Source organism: Oceanobacillus damuensis (assembly GCF_001618145.1).
GTDB classification, from domain to species: domain Bacteria; phylum Bacillota; class Bacilli; order Bacillales; family Amphibacillaceae; genus Oceanobacillus; species Oceanobacillus damuensis.
Genome location: NZ_LQNF01000009.1, coordinates 1 through 17628 on the forward strand (window position 1 = coordinate 1; position 17628 = coordinate 17628).

The 17628-nt window shown below is 40.8% G+C and carries 17 protein-coding genes; 15 read left to right on the forward strand and 2 right to left on the reverse strand.

Features of this window, described 5'->3' with window-relative positions:
- Positions 1-486: 486 nt before the first annotated feature.
- The 7 genes from A4245_RS08180 (at position 487) to uvrC (ending at position 8088) form a co-directional block, all read left to right on the forward strand.
- Complete coding sequence (locus A4245_RS08180) at positions 487-2187, forward strand: long-chain-fatty-acid--CoA ligase (RefSeq protein ID WP_067727238.1); 1701 nt, start codon at positions 487-489, stop codon at positions 2185-2187.
- 132 nt (positions 2188-2319) lie between these two features.
- A complete protein-coding gene (locus A4245_RS08185) occupies positions 2320-2907 on the forward strand; it encodes a TetR/AcrR family transcriptional regulator (protein WP_067727239.1) in 588 nt (195 codons plus the stop codon).
- 45 nt (positions 2908-2952) lie between these two features.
- A complete protein-coding gene (locus A4245_RS08190) occupies positions 2953-3726 on the forward strand; it encodes an enoyl-CoA hydratase (RefSeq protein ID WP_067727240.1) in 774 nt (257 codons plus the stop codon).
- A 26-nt stretch (positions 3727-3752) separates the two neighbouring features.
- Positions 3753-4526 carry an electron transfer flavoprotein subunit beta/FixA family protein gene (locus tag A4245_RS08195; protein ID WP_067727241.1) on the forward strand — a complete coding sequence of 258 codons (774 nt, stop codon included), beginning with the start codon at positions 3753-3755 and terminating at the stop codon, positions 4524-4526.
- Between the two features lie 26 nt (positions 4527-4552).
- The gene (locus tag A4245_RS08200) at positions 4553-5524 is read left to right on the forward strand and encodes an electron transfer flavoprotein subunit alpha/FixB family protein (RefSeq protein ID WP_067727242.1); all 972 of its coding nucleotides are present in this window, start codon (positions 4553-4555) and stop codon (positions 5522-5524) included.
- A gap of 352 nt (positions 5525-5876) precedes the next feature.
- Positions 5877-6191 carry a thioredoxin gene (gene trxA, locus A4245_RS08205; protein ID WP_067727243.1) on the forward strand — a complete coding sequence of 105 codons (315 nt, stop codon included), beginning with the start codon at positions 5877-5879 and terminating at the stop codon, positions 6189-6191.
- A gap of 118 nt (positions 6192-6309) precedes the next feature.
- Positions 6310-8088: an excinuclease ABC subunit UvrC gene (gene uvrC / locus A4245_RS08210; protein ID WP_067727395.1), complete on the forward strand. Its 1779-nt coding sequence runs from the start codon at positions 6310-6312 to the stop codon at positions 8086-8088.
- 148 nt (positions 8089-8236) lie between these two features.
- Here uvrC and A4245_RS08215 read toward each other — a convergent pair whose 3' ends face one another.
- Positions 8237-8674, reverse strand: coding sequence for a YslB family protein (locus A4245_RS08215; protein WP_067727244.1), 438 nt, complete (start codon positions 8672-8674; stop codon positions 8237-8239).
- Positions 8675-8996: 322 nt separating this feature from the next.
- Between A4245_RS08215 and A4245_RS08220 the strand changes: the two genes are divergently transcribed.
- The 4 genes from A4245_RS08220 to A4245_RS08235 all read left to right on the forward strand — a co-directional run bounded on the left by A4245_RS08220 (position 8997) and on the right by A4245_RS08235 (position 13376).
- Positions 8997-9617, forward strand: a complete 621-nt coding sequence (locus A4245_RS08220) for a succinate dehydrogenase cytochrome b558 subunit (protein ID WP_067727245.1) — start codon at positions 8997-8999, stop codon at positions 9615-9617.
- Positions 9618-9645: 28 nt separating this feature from the next.
- Positions 9646-11397, forward strand: coding sequence for a succinate dehydrogenase flavoprotein subunit (sdhA, locus tag A4245_RS08225; RefSeq protein WP_067727246.1), 1752 nt, complete (start codon positions 9646-9648; stop codon positions 11395-11397).
- A 16-nt stretch (positions 11398-11413) separates the two neighbouring features.
- Positions 11414-12178, forward strand: coding sequence for a succinate dehydrogenase iron-sulfur subunit (gene sdhB, locus A4245_RS08230; RefSeq protein ID WP_067727247.1), 765 nt, complete (start codon positions 11414-11416; stop codon positions 12176-12178).
- 754 nt (positions 12179-12932) lie between these two features.
- Positions 12933-13376: an acyl-CoA thioesterase gene (locus A4245_RS08235; RefSeq protein ID WP_067727248.1), complete on the forward strand. Its 444-nt coding sequence runs from the start codon at positions 12933-12935 to the stop codon at positions 13374-13376.
- A gap of 106 nt (positions 13377-13482) precedes the next feature.
- Here the strand turns inward: A4245_RS08235 and A4245_RS08240 are convergent, their stop codons facing one another.
- The gene (locus A4245_RS08240) at positions 13483-13707 is read right to left on the reverse strand and encodes a helix-turn-helix domain-containing protein (RefSeq protein WP_067727249.1); all 225 of its coding nucleotides are present in this window, start codon (positions 13705-13707) and stop codon (positions 13483-13485) included.
- Between the two features lie 338 nt (positions 13708-14045).
- Between A4245_RS08240 and A4245_RS08245 the strand changes: the two genes are divergently transcribed.
- From A4245_RS08245 to rph, 4 genes are all read left to right on the forward strand, one after another.
- Positions 14046-14480 (forward strand): MarR family winged helix-turn-helix transcriptional regulator, encoded by a 435-nt coding sequence (locus A4245_RS08245; RefSeq protein WP_157087688.1) that lies wholly within the window; start codon positions 14046-14048, stop codon positions 14478-14480.
- 21 nt (positions 14481-14501) lie between these two features.
- Positions 14502-15326, forward strand: a complete 825-nt coding sequence (gene racE / locus A4245_RS08250; protein ID WP_067727251.1) for a glutamate racemase — start codon at positions 14502-14504, stop codon at positions 15324-15326.
- A 104-nt stretch (positions 15327-15430) separates the two neighbouring features.
- Positions 15431-16489 carry a GerMN domain-containing protein gene (locus tag A4245_RS08255; RefSeq protein ID WP_067727252.1) on the forward strand — a complete coding sequence of 353 codons (1059 nt, stop codon included), beginning with the start codon at positions 15431-15433 and terminating at the stop codon, positions 16487-16489.
- A 370-nt stretch (positions 16490-16859) separates the two neighbouring features.
- Positions 16860-17606 (forward strand): ribonuclease PH, encoded by a 747-nt coding sequence (gene rph, locus A4245_RS08260; protein ID WP_067727253.1) that lies wholly within the window; start codon positions 16860-16862, stop codon positions 17604-17606.
- The last annotated feature ends 22 nt before the right edge of the window (positions 17607-17628 follow it).

The following is a 17628-nucleotide window of genomic DNA, read 5'->3' on the forward strand; positions in this document are numbered from 1 at the left end:
CTTCCCGTAGGAGTCTCCGTGTATTTCCCCGAGCTGGTTAGAGGATTGCTTATTATTTTTTCATTTATAACAGCTAAAATAATATCTTACAACTACACCAGTCCGGGATCGCTCCGGGCGGTGACTCCTGCGGGAATAGCACGTGTCCGAAGACCCCGCAGAGTGGTTTTCTCGAGGAGGCTGAGGCCGTGCCCGCGGAAAGCATCCGCCCGGAGTGATCCCGGACGGCAGCAAAAGCGCGTTTTTCGGGAATAGAACTACAGTTTCTTCGCATTTATATCAACTGCGAAGTAAGCCTAACAGTTAATCCAAAGTCAACATTAGGAGGGTGTTTCGAATCCTCCTAATTTTAACAGGGCTTGTTTGTCAAATTCACTCTCAGTTGAGATATGACAAAATAATTTATAAAAAATTAAATAAAATTTCAAAAAATAGTGATTTATCGGTATAATGATTATAGTATAACTATAAGGAGGAATGCAGAATATGGAATTTACCCGTAAATGGCATGATCACTATCCGGATGAAATCCCGCCGTCTTTGGAATACGATGAGAAACCGTTACATGCTTATCTGGTCGAAAGCGCTAAAACATACAAAGAAAAGAAAGCGCTTTACTTTTTGGGGAAAGAGATGACTTACTCAGACCTGTATGCCGAATCAAAAAAGATGGCCAGCTATTTGCAGTCTCTCGGTGTAAGAAAAGGGGATAAAGTAGCCATCATGCTTCCAAACTGTCCTCAGGCAGTAATCAGCTATTATGGTATTCTTATGGCCGGTGGTATTGTCGTGCAGACCAATCCTTTATATAAAGAAAGGGAATTGGAATATCAACTGAATGATTCCGATACATCTGTCATCATCTGTTTGGATATCCTGCTCCCGCGAGTAACAAATGTAAAAATAAAAACCAGCCTGAAGCATACGATTGTAACCGGTATAAAAGATTATCTGCCATTCCCTAAAAACCTGATCTACCCGTTTATCCAGAAAAGAGAATACAACATGGTGGTTAAAGCCGAGCAAAGTGCGGATACCCATGTATGGAAGCTGCTAATGGAGAAGTCTTCCGGAGAATACCTGGAGACAGAAATTAATCCGAAAGAGGATCTCGCACTGCTTCAATACACGGGTGGTACGACTGGATATCCGAAAGGGGTCATGCTGACACATTTTAATCTTACTTCCAATGTTCAAATGTGTGAAGCGTGGTTGTACAGATCAAAAGATAGTCAGGAAGTAGTTCTAGGTGTCCTGCCATTCTTCCACGTTTACGGAATGACGACTGTTATGAACTTTTCAATTAAACAAGGTTCCAAAATGATTCTTATGCCCAAATTCAGTGCTGGTGATGTACTTAAGACGATTCACAAACAAAAACCTACCCTGTTTCCAGGTGCCCCAACCATATACGTTGGTCTTTTGAACCATCCTGATCTGAAGAAGTATGATCTGTCCTCCATTGAAGCTTGTCTCAGTGGTTCTGCCCCATTACCTCTGGAAGTACAGGAGCAATTTGAGAAGGTTACAGGCGGGAAGCTTGTTGAGGGATATGGTTTAACGGAATCTTCTCCTGTCACCCATGCAAACTTTATATGGTCAAACCGAGTGAATGGAAGTGTTGGTGTACCATGGCCGGATACAGACTCCAAAATCTTCAGGATGGATTCTGCTGGTGAAGAAGAGGAAGTTGGGGAAGTAGGAGAAATTGCTGTGAAAGGTCCTCAAATTATGCAGGGATATTGGAATAACCAGGAAGAAACGGATAATGTGCTTAGAGATGGCTGGCTGTTTACAGGGGACTTGGGTTATATGGACGAAAATGGTTACTTCTATGTAGTCGACCGGAAGAAAGACATGATCATTGCTGGAGGGTATAATATTTATCCGAGAGAAGTTGAGGAAGTTCTTTATGAACATGAAGCGATACAGGAAGCTGTTGTAGCAGGGATTCCAGATCCATACAGGGGTGAAACTGTAAAAGCATATATCGTTTTGAAAGAAGGAGCTGCAATTACGGAGGAAGAATTAGATGAATACTGCAGGAAACACCTTGCCGCATTTAAAATCCCAAGATTGTATGAATTCCGTGATGAACTTCCAAAGACAGCTGTGGGTAAAATACTCAGAAGAAAGCTGATTGATGAAGAAACAGAAAAACAGAAAGAAAACACGACGATTGTCTGAGCCTCGTGCTCTTTTTCCTTCAATTTGGGGACAAGCTTTCCATTGACAGAATTATCTGGTGAATGTAGAATAAAATTATGAATGATTATTCACTCATTTATGGAAAGATTGGAAGCAGCTAAGGAGAAAATCATGAAAAATAATAAACCGAAATATAATCAAATTATTGAAGCGGCGGTTAAAGTTATCGCTGAAAACGGGTTTCATGCATCACAGGTTTCAAAAATCGCGAAAGCTGCACGGGTGGCAGATGGTACAATCTATCTATATTTCAAGAATAAAGAAGATGTTCTTGTATCCGTGTTTGAAGAAAAAATGGGACAATTTATTGATAAAATAGCAGAAGCGATAAGTCAGAAGCAAAATGCGGAAGAAAAGCTGTACTCATTGATTGAAATGCATTTCAGACAGTTGTCGGATGATTATTATTTGGCCATTGTTACTCAGCTGGAATTAAGACAATCAAATTATACTCTTCGTCTTCAGATCAATAAAGTTTTAAAACCCTATCTAACGGTTATTGACAGCATAATTAAGGAAGGGATGGAACAGAAGCTTTTTCGCAGTAATTTAAATATTCCACTGGTAAGACAGATGATATTTGGAACTATCGATGAAATCGTGACCAATTGGGTAATGAAAGAACAGAAATATGATCTGATGAGTCAGGTACCAGAGGTGCATGCTTTACTTATTGGAGCACTATCGTCAAAAGGTTAATGAATAATTACTTATCAATTATTGATAAAGGGGGATTTATGATAAATGGGAAAAGTTGTCTATGAGACAGATGGGAACATAGCTTACTTAACAATTCAAAGCCCGCCGGCCAATGCTTTATCGAGTACGCTTTTGAAGGACCTTTACGAGAAATTGGATGCGATTGAAGAGGAAAACAGCATTAAAGCAATCGTATTGAAGGGAGAAGGCAGATTTTTTTCGGCAGGTGCTGATATAAAAGAATTTACCAGCCTTCAGAAGGATTCCGATTATGAAACACTCTCGTTGAATGGACAAAGGATATTAGACCGAATTGAAAAATCCTCAATCCCTGTCATTGCAGCAATACATGGTGCAGCTTTAGGTGGAGGACTCGAACTTGCGATGGCATGTCACATACGTATCGTGACTGAAAACGCGAAACTCGGCCTGCCGGAAATGAGCCTCGGCATAATACCTGGCTTTGCGGGAACCCAGCGGCTTCCAGGTTATGTTGGAACCGCAAAAGCCTACGAAATGATCCTTACAGGTGAACCCATAAGTGGATCCCAAGCTGCAGCTTATGGACTTGCAAACAAAGCAGTAGCTGAAGATGCTTTAATTGCTGAAGCTGCAAAACTGGCAGAAAAAATAACCGCTAAAAGCAAGCCGGCAATCAATCATATAATGAACCTTATTCCATATGCAAAGACAGAACAATTTTCAGTCGGCGTTCGTGAAGAAGCGAAAGGTTTTCGCGACGTATTCGGTTCTGAGGATGCAAAAGAAGGTATAGCGGCTTTTCTGGAAAAACGTAAGCCGAATTTTCAGGATAAATAGATTATAATAGTTTAGGAGGATGCTAGATGAATATTTATGTACTGTTGAAAAAGACATTTGATACGGAGGAAAAAATATCTGTTTCAGGTGGAAGAATTGAAGATGATGGCGCAGAATTTATTATTAACCCCTATGATGAATATGCAGTGGAAGAGGCGATTAATCAGCGCGATGCACACGGTGGAGAAGTTACAGTAGTGACGGTTGGAGATGAGGACTCCGAGAAGCAATTACGAACCGCTTTGGCAATGGGTGCGGATAAAGCTGTATTGATCAATGCCGAAGAGGATGTTGAAGAGGGGGATCAGTATACAACAGCGAAAACTCTCGAAGCTTTTTTTGAAGATAAAAATGTGGACTTAATTCTTGCCGGAAACGTAGCAATCGACGAGGCAAGTGGTCAAGTAGGTCCAAGGTTAGCTGAACTATTAGGTTTCCCATATGTTTCTACAATTACAAGCCTGAAAATTGATGGTGAAACAGTAATACTGGAAAAAGATGTAGAAGGCGATGTTGAAATCATTGAAACCAGTCTTCCCCTATTGGTTACTTGTCAACAAGGATTGAATGAGCCTCGCTATCCATCCCTTCCAGGAATAATGAAAGCTAAAAAGAAACCATTGGATGAACTGGAACTGGATGATTTGGATCTCGATGAAGATGATGTAGAGCCAAAAACAAAAACAATCGATATTTTTCTTCCACCTGAGAAAGAAGCAGGCAGAGTTCTGGAAGGAGAAATCGCAGACCAGGTAAAAGAATTGGTATCTTTGCTTAAAAACGATAAAAAAGTACTTTAAGACTTGCTGATGAAAGGAGTAACGTTATGAGTGATAAAATATTAGTTATTGGTGAAGTAAGAGAAGGGGAGTTACGGAATGTTTCTTTTGAAGCTGTCGCTGCTGCCAAAAAAATCGGTCCCAATGGAGAGATTATTGGTGTAGTGGTAGGAGAAGGCAGCCTGAGTGGTTTGGCAGAAGAAATGATTCAATACGGGGCTGATCGGGTTACAACGGTATCTCACGAAAATCTGAAAACGTATACATCTGAAGGTTACGGACAGGCTGTAATGGCAGTCATAAATGATGAGTCACCAACAGGAATCGTGATGGGGCATACGTCCATTGGAAAGGATTTGACGCCAAAACTAGCCAGCAAATTGCAGTCCGGTTTAATTTCGGATGCTGTGGATATTGAAACAGACGGCGATCAGACAGTGTTTGTTCGGCCAATATATTCAGGGAAAGCATTTGAGAAGAAAATTATTACAAATGGAATTACGTTCGTGACAATAAGGCCGAATAATATTTCGCCTTTAGAAAAAGATGAATCCCGCAGTGGTGAGATTAAGACAAAAGATGTAGATGTTGCAGACATTCGAACAATTGTAAAAGAAGTTATCCGTAAAGCATCTAAAGGTGTAGACTTATCCGAAGCAAATGTCATTGTTGCTGGTGGCAGAGGTGTAAAAAGTGCTGAAGGTTTTAAACCGTTATATGAGCTTGCCGATGTTTTGGGTGGTGCCGTAGGAGCATCCCGTGGTGCATGTGACGCAGAATACTGTGACTATGCCCTGCAAATTGGTCAGACAGGGAAGGTAGTTACGCCAGACCTGTATATTGCAGTAGGTATTTCAGGTGCCATCCAGCATCTTGCGGGAATGTCCAATTCCAAAGTGATTGTTGCCATCAATAAAGATCCCGAATCGAACATTTTCAATGTGGCCGATTATGGAATTGTCGGCGACCTGTTTGAAGTAATACCACTACTTATAGAGGAAATCAAGAAAATAAAATAACAGCATGACATGATGACCTGATACAAGAGAACAAATACTTTCCTTCCACAAGTATTGTACTTAAAAAGGATGTTCAGACAGGGAGGTAAATGCCGATTCTGTCCAGAGTCCTATAGGCCAGAGCATTTTGATACCAGCAATCATAAGGAAAAGACACCCACTGAAGTTTTGCCGATATAAAAAAGTGCAAGGATGTCAGCATTTCATATATGCACGTTAGCAGACACATCTTTACTGACTAATCAGATGTCCTGAGCATTTGTCATGAGCAAACTATTAGGAAGTATATACGGACGGTGATATACTCTTACTAAGCTTCACTTAATATGGATTTTTTAGGAGGTAAAAAATAGTGGCTATTAAAAATGTTACTGACCAGAACTTTACGGAAGAAACATCTAAAGGGCTTGTATTAGCGGACTTTTGGGCACCTTGGTGTGGACCTTGTAAAATGATTGCTCCAGTATTGGAAGAAATCGACGGAGAAATGGAAGAAAAAGTTCAAATCGTGAAATTGGATGTGGACGAAAACCAGGAAACTGCAGGCAAATATGGTGTTATGAGTATCCCGACTTTACTATTGTTCAAAGATGGTAACGTTGTTGATCAAGTTATTGGTTTCCAGCCAAAAGAAGCATTAACAGATCTAATCAACAAACACGCATAAAACAGCCAAAATTTTTGTACATTCTTTCAAAAAGTGTATAATATGAACAAATATGTAAATCCCTTGTTACTGATGTAACAAGGGATTTTCTAAAGAAATAAAAGGATTTGAAATGACTATGAATGATAAAATAGAAGAGAAGCTGGCAATAGTGCCAGGACAGCCCGGCTGTTACTTGATGAAGGACAGGCATGGCACGATTATATATGTCGGGAAATCCAAAATGTTGCGAAATCGAGTACGTTCCTATTTCCGTGGAGCCAACGATCGAAAGACACAGCGACTGGTTCAGGAAATAAATGACTTCGAATATTTTGTAACCTCTTCTGAAATGGAAGCACTTATTCTCGAAATGAATCTGATCAAAAAATATGATCCGAAATATAATGTCATGCTTAAGGATGACAAAAGTTACCCATACCTAAAAATTACTTCGGAAAGACATCCTCGGCTGCTGATCACACGGAAGGTTAAAAAGGATAAAGGAAAGTATTTCGGTCCTTACCCGAATGTAATTGCTGCCAGGGAAACAAAGAAGCTGCTCGATCGTATGTATCCACTAAAAAAATGCAATAATCCGCCTGGAAGACCATGTCTGTACTACCATATGGGCCAATGCCTGGCATGCAGCAAGCAACCTCCTGCTGTTCAGGAGTATCAGGAAATCGTACAGGAGATCACATCTTTTCTTCAAGGTGGCTATAAAGAAATACGAAAAAACCTGACAGTCAAAATGCAGGAAGCCAGCGAACTGCTTAATTTCGAACGGGCGAAAGAGCTCCGCGATCAGATCCAGCATATAGATGCAATCATGGAACGTCAGAAAATGACGATGAATGATTTGGTGGACAGGGATATCTTTGGTTACAGTTATGACAAAGGTTGGATGTGTGTTCAAGTTTTCTTCATCCGTCAAGGGAAACTGATAGAAAGAGACGTCACTGTATTTCCATTCTTTGATGACCACGAAGAAACGTTTGTAAGCTTTATCGGTCGCTTCTATTTACATGAAAATCATTTGAAGCCGAAGCAGATTCTTGTTCCGATTGGCACGGATGGCCAATTATTGCAGCATCTGCTCGAAATCAACGTTCATACCCCACTTCGGGGACGAAAAAAACAGTTGGTTGAACTGGCGACCAAAAATGCAAAAATAGCATTGAATGAAAAATTCCAATTGATTGAACGTAATGAAGAAAGAACCATCAAGGCGGTGGAGGAACTTGGCGAACGCTTAAATATCGAAGTTCCACATCGGATTGAGGCTTTTGACAATTCGAATATTCAGGGGACAGATCCTGTTTCCGCGATGATCGTTTTCATTGATGGGAAACCAAATAAGAAAGAATATCGAAAATATAAAATCAGGGATGTAAAAGGTCCTGATGACTATGAAACGATGCGTGAAGTTATTCGCCGAAGATACTCCAGAGTGTTGAAGGAAGATCTTCCATTACCTGATCTGATAATGGTCGATGGGGGAAAAGGCCAAATGTCAGCCGCGGCGGATGTCTTGGAAAACGAATTGGGCCTTGATATCCCGCTTGCAGGTCTGGCAAAGGATGATAAACATAAAACAAGTGAGTTGTTATATGGGGTCCCCCCAGTAATTATACCACTGGATAGACAATCTCAGGAATTTTATCTCGTTCAGCGTATTCAGGATGAGGTCCATCGGTTTGCAATCACTTTTCACCGTCAACTGCGGGGAAAAAGCCTATTCCAGTCCGAATTGGATAAGATTCCTGGTATAGGGGAAAAAAGAAGGAAGCTGTTACTCACACATTTTAAATCCGTCACAGAGATTGCAAAAGCATCCGTACCAGATATCACGAAGCTGGGAATACCGAAGAACACAGCAGAAGACATTATCAGTCATCTAAATAATGAAAAATAGAGAAAGGCAGAAGCTCCCCCTTATGGAACTTCTGCCTTTTTCTAAAAATAAGAAAGCATATTTAACAGCAATTAATTCTTATTCATAAACAGTAACGTCCAGTACCAACGCTTTTGTTCAGTAAATTACATATCTGCATGCCGCTTGATCAGTCGGTAAATACTACCGAGAATTCTATTTGATTAATGCGCTGATTTATTTCTTCCAAGCATTCACATTCAATTCCTTCCACTGACTGGAGAGCCTCCGATAAAAAACCAGCTTCCATCCGGAATTCCGTTTCAAAAGGAGCCTTTAATCGCAACACGACAGAGTCAGACAACAAATGAAAAATCAGTTCCTTTCTCTTTCGTTTCACCAACTCAAGCCGGCCCCAACCTAACTTATCAAACAGATAATATATATCTTCCACAGTATTGAAATCGAATTTTCTTGCCAGGTTTTTCCCCATAAAATAGAGTAGGGTGTCTTTCTCCTCTCCCATCATTTCCGGTAAGGTCACATAACGCAGGATGTCGTAACCCGCCCCTGTGGTATTTAATTCTTCCAGATCTGATAAATCCAATGTTTGATGCTTCTTTGACATCCTTTTCATCCTTTCCAACAAAAAACTGCACCCATTTCCATTCGTGCTGGAAAAACGGCTCCAATGCTATTATCATTATCTATATAAATAAGGCAATAATCAAGTGTTCTCCTGATTTAATATTATCGGATCATCCTTTTATCTCTATTAATCTATAAAATTAGTGTCATGTTTTCTTGACGCTTTTACCAGTAAGAAGTACAATAAATATGTTACAAATTTGGGCTATTATAAAAAGTTACGCTATTTGGTATTAAAGCGCTTTACTTTTTTAATAGGCTACATATCTCAGACAATACGAATCAGACTAAGGGGGGTAAACATGGCAGAGCAACGTGAGTTTTTCTACAGAAGACTGCATTCATTCTTAGGTGTTGTTCCAATTGGTATATTCCTGGTGCAGCATTTAATAGTGAATCATTTTGCTGTGTATGGAGAAGAAAGTTTCAACCAGGCGGCAGGATTTATGGGAGGGCTTCCATTTGTACTGTTGCTGGAAATATTCGTAATCTATCTGCCAATTTTGTTTCATGCAATTTTAGGGGTATATATTGTTTTCACTGCAAGAAACAATGTAAGCAGGTACGGATTCTTCCGCAACTGGATGTTCAAAATTCAGCGTATTACCGGGATCATCACACTTATATTTATCGTATGGCATGTATTCGAGACACGTGTTCAAATCGGTCTTGGCAATGCAGAGGCTAACTATACTCTAATGGAAGGCATTTTAACAAATCCTTTTATGTTCTGGTTCTACGTTATCGGTGTAATATCTACAGTATTCCACTTTGCTAACGGACTATGGAGCTTCCTGGTTACATGGGGAATTACACAATCTCCGAAATCACAACGAATTTCTACGTATGCATGTATCGTTGTTTTCTTTGCGGTCAGCTATTTGGGAATCAGAACGCTGATCAGATTTGCGTATGGTGTTTAATAGAAAGAGAAGGAGTGAGTAAAGCAAAATGAATAATCGTAAAGTCGCTGTTGTCGGTGGCGGATTAGCCGGGTTAATGGCAACCATAAAAGCAGCCGAAGCAGGCGTAAAAGTAGATCTGTTTTCTATCGTTCCTGTCAAACGCTCTCACTCTGTATGTGCTCAAGGTGGTATTAATGGAGCAGTAAATACAAAAGGGGAAGGAGATTCTCCTTGGCTTCACTTTGATGATACAGTGTATGGTGGGGACTTCTTGGCAAATCAGCCACAAGTAAAAGCTATGTGTGATGCAGCTCCAGGTATTATACATATGTTTGACCGTATGGGTGTTATGTTCAACCGTACGCCGGAAGGATTGTTGGACTTCCGTCGTTTTGGAGGTACACAAATGCACCGTACAGCATATGCAGGAGCAACGACAGGTCAGCAGTTGTTATATGCACTTGATGAACAAGTACGTCGTTTTGAGGTTGAAGGCCTGGTTACGAAATATGAAGGCTGGGAATTCCTGCAGGCGGTAATTGATGAGAATGGTGTCGGCAGGGGAATCGTTGCACAAGACGTTAAAACACATGAAATTAAAGCGTTTCGCTCTGATGCAACCATCTTTGCTACTGGTGGACCGGGAATTATTTTCGGTAAATCAACAAATTCCATGATCAATACGGGATCTGCAGCAAGTGTCCTTTATCAGCAAGGAGCTAAGTATGCTAACGGAGAATTTATCCAAATTCATCCAACTGCTATTCCCGGCGATGATAAATTACGTCTCATGAGTGAATCTGCTCGTGGAGAAGGCGGACGTATTTGGACTTACAAAGATGGTGAACCGTGGTATTTCCTGGAGGAAAAATATCCTGCATACGGAAACCTTGTGCCGCGTGACATTGCAACACGTGAAATCTTTGATGTATGTGTCAACCAAAAACTTGGCATCAATGGAGAAAACATGGTTTATCTAGACCTTTCCCATAAGGATCCTAAGGAACTTGATATCAAACTTGGTGGAATCATCGAAATCTATGAAAAATTTGTTGGTGAGGATCCACGCAAGGTTCCGATGAAAATTTTCCCTGCAGTCCATTATTCCATGGGCGGTCTATGGGTTGATGAAAGTCAGATGACAAGTATTCCTGGTATTTTCGCAGCTGGAGAATGTGATTATTCACAGCATGGCGGTAACAGACTTGGAGCTAATTCACTGCTTTCCGCAATCTATGGAGGGATGGTCGCTGGACCGAAAGCTATCGAATATATTGACGGTCTCGACCTGCACGCAGATGATCTCAATGAAGAGTTATTTGAATCATTGGAAAAAGAAGAGAAGAACAGCTTCGAACAGCTAATGAATATGGAAGGTACGGAAAACGCATACCAGATTCATAGAGAGCTCGGAGAATGGATGACTGATAATGTTACAGTTGTGCGTGAAAATGACAAACTGCTAAAGACTGATGAGAAAATCAAAGAGTTACTTGAGCGTTGGGACAATATCAATATTAATGATACTTCCCGCTGGAGCAACCAAGGGGTAATGTTTACACGGCAACTGAAAAATATGCTCCATTTGGCCAGGGTGATTACCATTGGAGCCTATAATCGTAATGAAAGCCGTGGTGCACATTACAAACCGGAATTTCCGGAACGTAATGATGAAGATTGGTTGAAAACAACGATTGCCGAGTTTGATGCTGCGGCAAAATCTCCTGTATTCAGTTATGAGGAAGTTGATGTATCGTTGATACCACCGCGTAAACGTGACTACACATCAAAACACTAAGGAGGAGTAAATATATATGGCTGAACAAAGTAAAGTTACCTTTATTATAACTAGACAAGACGGCCCGGAATCTGCTCCTTACGAGGAAACGTTTGAAATTCCTTACCGGCAAAATATGAACGTTATATCCGGCCTTATGGAAATCAGACAAAATCCTGTCAATGCAAAAGGAGAAAAGACAACTCCGGTAATGTGGGATATGAACTGTCTCGAAGAAGTTTGTGGAGCCTGTTCCATGGTCATCAACGGGACTGCCAGACAATCCTGTGCAGCATTGGTTGATCAGCTGGAGCAGCCGATTCGTCTCGAACCAATGTCAACATTTCCGGTAGTACGTGATTTAATCGTTGACCGTGAGCGCATGTTTGACGCATTGAAACAAGTGAAAGCATGGATTCCGATTGATGGTACGCATGACCTCGGACCAGGACCTCGTATGCCTGAGAACAAACGCCAGTGGGCTTATGAGCTATCTAAATGTATGACTTGCGGTGTATGTTTGGAAGCATGTCCAAATGTAAACGATAAATCAAACTTTATCGGACCGGCAGCAATTTCACAGGCACGCCTGTTCAATGCGCATCCAACTGGCGAGATGAATGCTAGTGATCGTTTGAATGGTTTAATGGAAGATGGCGGAATTGATGGATGTGGAAACTCACAGAACTGTGTGCAAGTTTGTCCTAAAGGGATTCCTTTGACAACTTCCATAGCGGCAATGAACCGTGCTACAAATATCCAGGCATTCAAAAACTTCTTCGGAAGTGACAGCGCATTATAATAATGAGAATAATAGCAAGAATGACCCTTACCTTTTCCAGGTTAGGGTCATTCTTGTAATAGGCTGTTTCTATAAGGTTGATACTGTGCTTACTCGCCCCAACGAAATAATTCTGCTTGTGTATAAAATGTGTAGATTGCGACGGAACTTAGGCTTATTCCCAGAGATATATGCTTCTCCCGCCGTCCGGGATCGCTCTGGGCAGTCGCTTTCCGCGGGCACGGCCTCAGCCCCGAAGAGAAAACCACTCTTCTGGTCTTCGGACACGTGCTTTTCCCGCAGGACAAGGAAGGCTTCGTCAGCTTTCACATCGCACGAAGAAAATTGGTTTTTATTTTCGAGGAGTCGACTGCCCGCCGCTCACCCGTACTGGTAAAGCTGTATAATTAGATTTTGTTATTAAGGATGCAGTTTATTAGCAGCAAACTTAACCAGCTCGGGGAAATACACGGAGACTCCGTGAAAATGCGTCCGCATTTTCTGCGTGCGATGTAGCGCTGCCGAAGCTTTCCTTGTCCTACGGGACGAGAGGCATAGGTGAGCCACTGAAATGCGTGATTCTTGAAGGGGCTCACCAGCCGCCTTAGGATGCGCGCAGTGTATTTCCCCGAGCGGTCGCCGAAGTATCTCGCTTCCATTATTCGTGCCAAAGTTCTAACACAAATAGAAGTTACGTCGCATTTTATATCTACTGCGAAGATTCTAATACTGAATATATAACGATAAGAGCCTTATGAAAAAGGAGGAAAGGTAAGTGCGAACAATAAATTACATAGAGAATATGGAGCAATGGCGTTCAGAGTTCACGTTTCATATTCCTGTAAAAGTGCGATTTTCAGAAACGGATATGTACGGCCATGTTAATAATGTTTCTCCCTTTATTTATTTTGAAGAAGCCCGCATTGATTATATCAAGCATACAGGACTGCTGACAGACATGGCAAGCAAGGATGGGGCTGTTATTGTTGCGGATTTGCAATGTGATTATTTACAGCAAATATACTTTAGTGAAAAGTTAAAAATGTATGTGAAGACACATTCTGTTGGAAACTCGTCCTTTGAACTTCATTATATGGCGATCAAAGATAATGGTGAGATCGCACTTACAGGTCGCGGCAGGATGGTATACTTCAACCCACAGACAGGACGACCTCAGCCATTGTCAGAGTCAAAGAAAAAGCTGCTCGTGAAAAACTAAATTTCCTTTCGGAGACAGCTCTCGTTCAATTTATACAGGCTGGTTAGAGCATATTACTTTGCCAAGACAATCAAAACCGACCCCCTGTTAAGGGAAGTCGGTTTTGTTAGAGTTTTAATTCCCCCATGCGAAGAAGCTCGACTACGGCTTGTGATCGCCCCTTGACTCCCAATTTTTGCATAGCATTTGAAATATGGTTCCGGACAGTTTTTTCGGAAATAAACAATTCTTGTGCTATTTCTTTTGTTGTCTTATCCTGCACTAATAGTTCAAACACTTCTTTTTCGCGTTTGGTTAATAATTGCTTCGGTTTGTACTCTTTGTCCTTCAAATGTTACCCCCTCCTTGCTCTATAGAGCTGCAGTATGAAGGGAAATTATTTAGTCAATATAGCTTATGAAATGTTAAGCAAATAGTGCGCACATTTCAGTCAAATATAGAGCGTTTTTTCAGTCGAATAGTTTTCAATTTAGAGGATATGGTTTACTATTAAGTTGATATTGAAATACATAAGCTATCCGTTTTCCTCTGGATGGGCAAAATCAGTAATTTTGAATATACTGTGAAGTACATGATAACTCTATATAGTACAATGTTTTTACCAGGGTATGTTAAACTGTTCGTTAATGATAATTGTAGGGGGTAACACTTTTGGGAAAAGATGCAACAATGGAATCCGTTAAGAAAATGGAGAAAAGACTTCGTTATATTTCCGGTATTATTAAGCAAAACGGCCGGAAAATATTAAATAATTATCCTATAACATCACCGCAATTTGTTGCATTGCAATGGCTGTTGGAAGAAGGGGACCTGACAATTGGCGAGTTATCCAATAAAATCAGTTTGGCCTTCAGTACGACAACTGACCTTGTTGATCGGATGGAAAAAAATGAACTTGTTGAGAGAGTCCGAGACACAAACGACAGAAGAGTAGTAAGAATACATTTATTAAATAAAGGAAAGAAGATAATTCGTGAAGTAATCAAAAAACGCCAGGAATATCTTGGTGAAGTTCTTGAAAAGTTTAGTGATGAGGAAAAAGATTCATTAAACTACCTGCTTGATTTTCTTTATGAGGAAATGAAGTCTGTAAATGAAAAATAACAACAAAGAGGAGACAGTATTTTGGATAGAGCGATCGGTGTTATCGATTCGGGGGTGGGAGGCTTGACCGTAGTCCATGAATTGATGAGGCAATTACCAAAGGAAAAACTTATATACCTGGGTGACACTGCCAGATGCCCATATGGCCCCAGAACGAAAGAAGAAGTACAAAGATTTACCTGGGAAATGGTAGAATTCTTATTGACCAAGGATATTAAAATGCTTGTCATTGCCTGTAATACGGCAACTGCTTTCACACTTGAGGAACTAAAGGAAAAGCTGGATATTCCTGTCATTGGGGTTATTCATCCAGGTGCGAGAGCGGCGATAAAATTCACAAAAAATAATCAAGTTGGAATTATTGGTACGGAAGGCACGGTGAGAAGTGGTGCCTATACGAATGCATTAAAAAAAATTAAAACGGATATCCACGTTAGTGCACTTGCGTGTCCACTATTCGTTCCGATTGTCGAAAAAGGTATACTGTCAGGAGCGCAGGCAAAAGAAGTTGTTAGCAAGTCATTGAGTCCATTGAAGACCGATAGGGAAATGGATACATTGATACTAGGCTGTACGCATTATCCGCTACTGAAGGATACGATCCAGGAGGTTATGGGTGACCACGTAACCATCATATCTTCGAGTGAGGAAACAGCAAGGGAAATAAGTACCATTCTCGATGTTCAACAGTTATTGAACAAGGAAGAATTAAGTCCTGTCCATCAATTTTACACAACTGGAGATTTAGAGATTTTTATTGAAATATCGAAGAGCATTTTTAAAGAATCAAAGTTTCAAATGCTGACAATAAAGAAAGCAGCTATCAGCAAACAACAGGTGTCCTAAAACGGGCACCTGATTTTTTTGTTTTTGTTTTTTGTTTTTGTTTGGTCTATTTTTTTCTGAGGCTCGTATATATAGTAGTACAAACCATCGTAGGGGGGAATGACATGCGTAAGCGAGGAATGCTTTTGATTGGGACAATGAGTATTTCTGTAATACTTTCAGGCTGTTTTCAGGGGGAGCAATCTTTAGAAGAAATAGATCCGCCTCAGGATGCTGAAGCTGTGGATAATTTGGAAAATATAGCGGAAGAGGTAAATGAAGATACTGAGGTAGTAGCGGAAGAGACGGTTCCAAGGCAGCTGTTTTTAATTGATTCAAACGGAATGGTTGCTTCACAGACTCTTGAACTGCCAGCTCCGAATGCTAATGAGGTTGCAGCACAGGTGTTGGAGTATCTTGTGAAGGGCGGGCCGGTCACACCTATGTTACCAAATGGATTTCAGGCCGTTTTACCGGAAGGAACCGAAGTATTAGGTTTGAATCTTCAGGAAGATGGCACCATGATTGTGGATGTTTCCGAGGATTTTAAAAATTATGAGGGTACGGAGGAACTCAAGATTCTGGAATCCATGACACACACATTGACACAGTTTGAGAATGTGAGCAAGATCAAGTTAAGAATCAACGGGCAAGCACTCGATGAAATGCCTGTAAACGGGACTCCGATAGGTGATGGCTACTCCCGTGTGAATGGAATAAATATCGTTGATACGGATACATTGGATTTGCTTGAAAGTAAACCTGTAACGATGTATTACCCAGCAGAGCATGATGAAAACCGGTATTATGTTCCGGTTACACAATATATTGAGGTTGATGATAACAATGAATTCAGTTCTATTATACAAGGATTGATAGATGGACCAGGCTTCCAAACAAATGTTGTGCATGTATTTAATTCGGAGACATTATTGGCGAGTGAACCAGTATTAACTGATGGGGTGCTCGAGATTGTATTTAATGACGGAATTCTAAAAGATAGCGACCAATCCGTCATATCAGATGAGGTAATGGAGACGATCGTACGGACATTAACAGAGCAGCGTAATGTGGAAGCAGTAAATGTAAAAGTTGAAAATGTTAATCAGTTAGTAAATGAAAATGGGGAAGCGTATTCGGAACCTGTAACGAAGGAAACATTTACCCCGACGGAAAGACTATAAAAATAGGCTGAGCTCATCAGCCTATTTTTTTAGCTATTTTACAGCAGAACTTTTTGATTGGCACCTCACATATATCCCATGTCTGTTACGGACTTGAAAATCTATAACTATGTAGTAACTGCCAGCTGATCTCCACTGTGGAGAATAGCGCACCTTAGGGTTCGGACTCAAAGAGCGTATGAAGTAATTTGCTTCCAGTATAGAGTGCCACCGATCTAACTCAATAGAAGTTACGTCCATAGTTACTGTGAAAGTCAAAAATCTGAATAGCGGTAAAACTTACGGAAAGAGCCAAATTAAAGGGTATCAGCGTGTCTCTTTTGTATAAAATATGATAAGCTATTGATTGTACGATGAGGAGGAAATAGTTATGAGAAACGACCAACGAGAAGTCAACAATCTGAGACCGATGAAAATTACTGCAAATTATATTAATCATCCGGAAGGTTCTGTCCTGATAGAGGCCGGTAATACAAAAGTAATCTGCAATGCTAGTATAGAAGACAGGGTTCCGCCATTTATGCGCGGTCAGGGGAAAGGCTGGATAACAGCAGAGTATGCCATGCTTCCGCGTGCAACTGCGCAACGTAACATAAGAGAATCCTCTAAAGGAAAAGTAAGTGGAAGAACAATGGAGATTCAAAGGCTAATTGGCCGTGCACTACGATCTGTAGTTGATTTGGACAAAATAGGCGAAAGAACGGTATGGGTGGATTGTGATGTGATCCAAGCTGATGGCGGTACGAGAACAGCATCCATAACAGGGGCTTTTGTTGCGGTCGTTCTTGCTTTCGGCAAGTTATTGGAGAATAAGTCCCTTACAAAAATGCCGGTAAAAGACTATTTAGCTGCAATTTCAGTCGGAGTATTGCCTGATGGGACCGAGGTTCTTGATTTGGACTACGAGGAAGATTTCAAGGCACTTGTCGATATGAATATTGTCATGACTGGTGCAGGGGAATTTGTTGAAATACAGGGAACCGGGGAAGAAGCTACTTTTTCCCATAACCAGCTGCAAAATATGTTGAAACTTGCCGATGAAGGTTTGCAGGAGATTGTGGAAAAGCAAAAAACGGTGATTGGCGGACTAGCTGAACGCATCGGCGAAACGAAGTAATTATCTGATAAGGAGAAAATTG

Excerpts from the sequence above, each read along its gene's own strand:
- sdhA (WP_067727246.1), top strand. The coding sequence starts at position 9,646 with ATGAATAATCGTAAAGTCGCTGTTGTCGGTGGCGGATTAGCCGGGTTA.
- uvrC (WP_067727395.1), top strand. The coding sequence starts at position 6,310 with ATGAATGATAAAATAGAAGAGAAGCTGGCAATAGTGCCAGGACAGCCC.
- A4245_RS08190 (WP_067727240.1), top strand. The coding sequence starts at position 2,953 with ATGGGAAAAGTTGTCTATGAGACAGATGGGAACATAGCTTACTTAACA.
- A4245_RS08220 (WP_067727245.1), top strand. The coding sequence starts at position 8,997 with ATGGCAGAGCAACGTGAGTTTTTCTACAGAAGACTGCATTCATTCTTA.
- A4245_RS08255 (WP_067727252.1), top strand. The coding sequence starts at position 15,431 with ATGCGTAAGCGAGGAATGCTTTTGATTGGGACAATGAGTATTTCTGTA.
- rph (WP_067727253.1), top strand. The coding sequence starts at position 16,860 with ATGAGAAACGACCAACGAGAAGTCAACAATCTGAGACCGATGAAAATT.
- A4245_RS08200 (WP_067727242.1), top strand. The coding sequence starts at position 4,553 with ATGAGTGATAAAATATTAGTTATTGGTGAAGTAAGAGAAGGGGAGTTA.
- A4245_RS08245 (WP_157087688.1), top strand. The coding sequence starts at position 14,046 with ATGGAATCCGTTAAGAAAATGGAGAAAAGACTTCGTTATATTTCCGGT.
- A4245_RS08185 (WP_067727239.1), top strand. The coding sequence starts at position 2,320 with ATGAAAAATAATAAACCGAAATATAATCAAATTATTGAAGCGGCGGTT.
- A4245_RS08180 (WP_067727238.1), top strand. The coding sequence starts at position 487 with ATGGAATTTACCCGTAAATGGCATGATCACTATCCGGATGAAATCCCG.
- A4245_RS08195 (WP_067727241.1), top strand. The coding sequence starts at position 3,753 with ATGAATATTTATGTACTGTTGAAAAAGACATTTGATACGGAGGAAAAA.
- A4245_RS08215 (WP_067727244.1), bottom strand. The coding sequence starts at position 8,674 with ATGTCAAAGAAGCATCAAACATTGGATTTATCAGATCTGGAAGAATTA.
- sdhB (WP_067727247.1), top strand. The coding sequence starts at position 11,414 with ATGGCTGAACAAAGTAAAGTTACCTTTATTATAACTAGACAAGACGGC.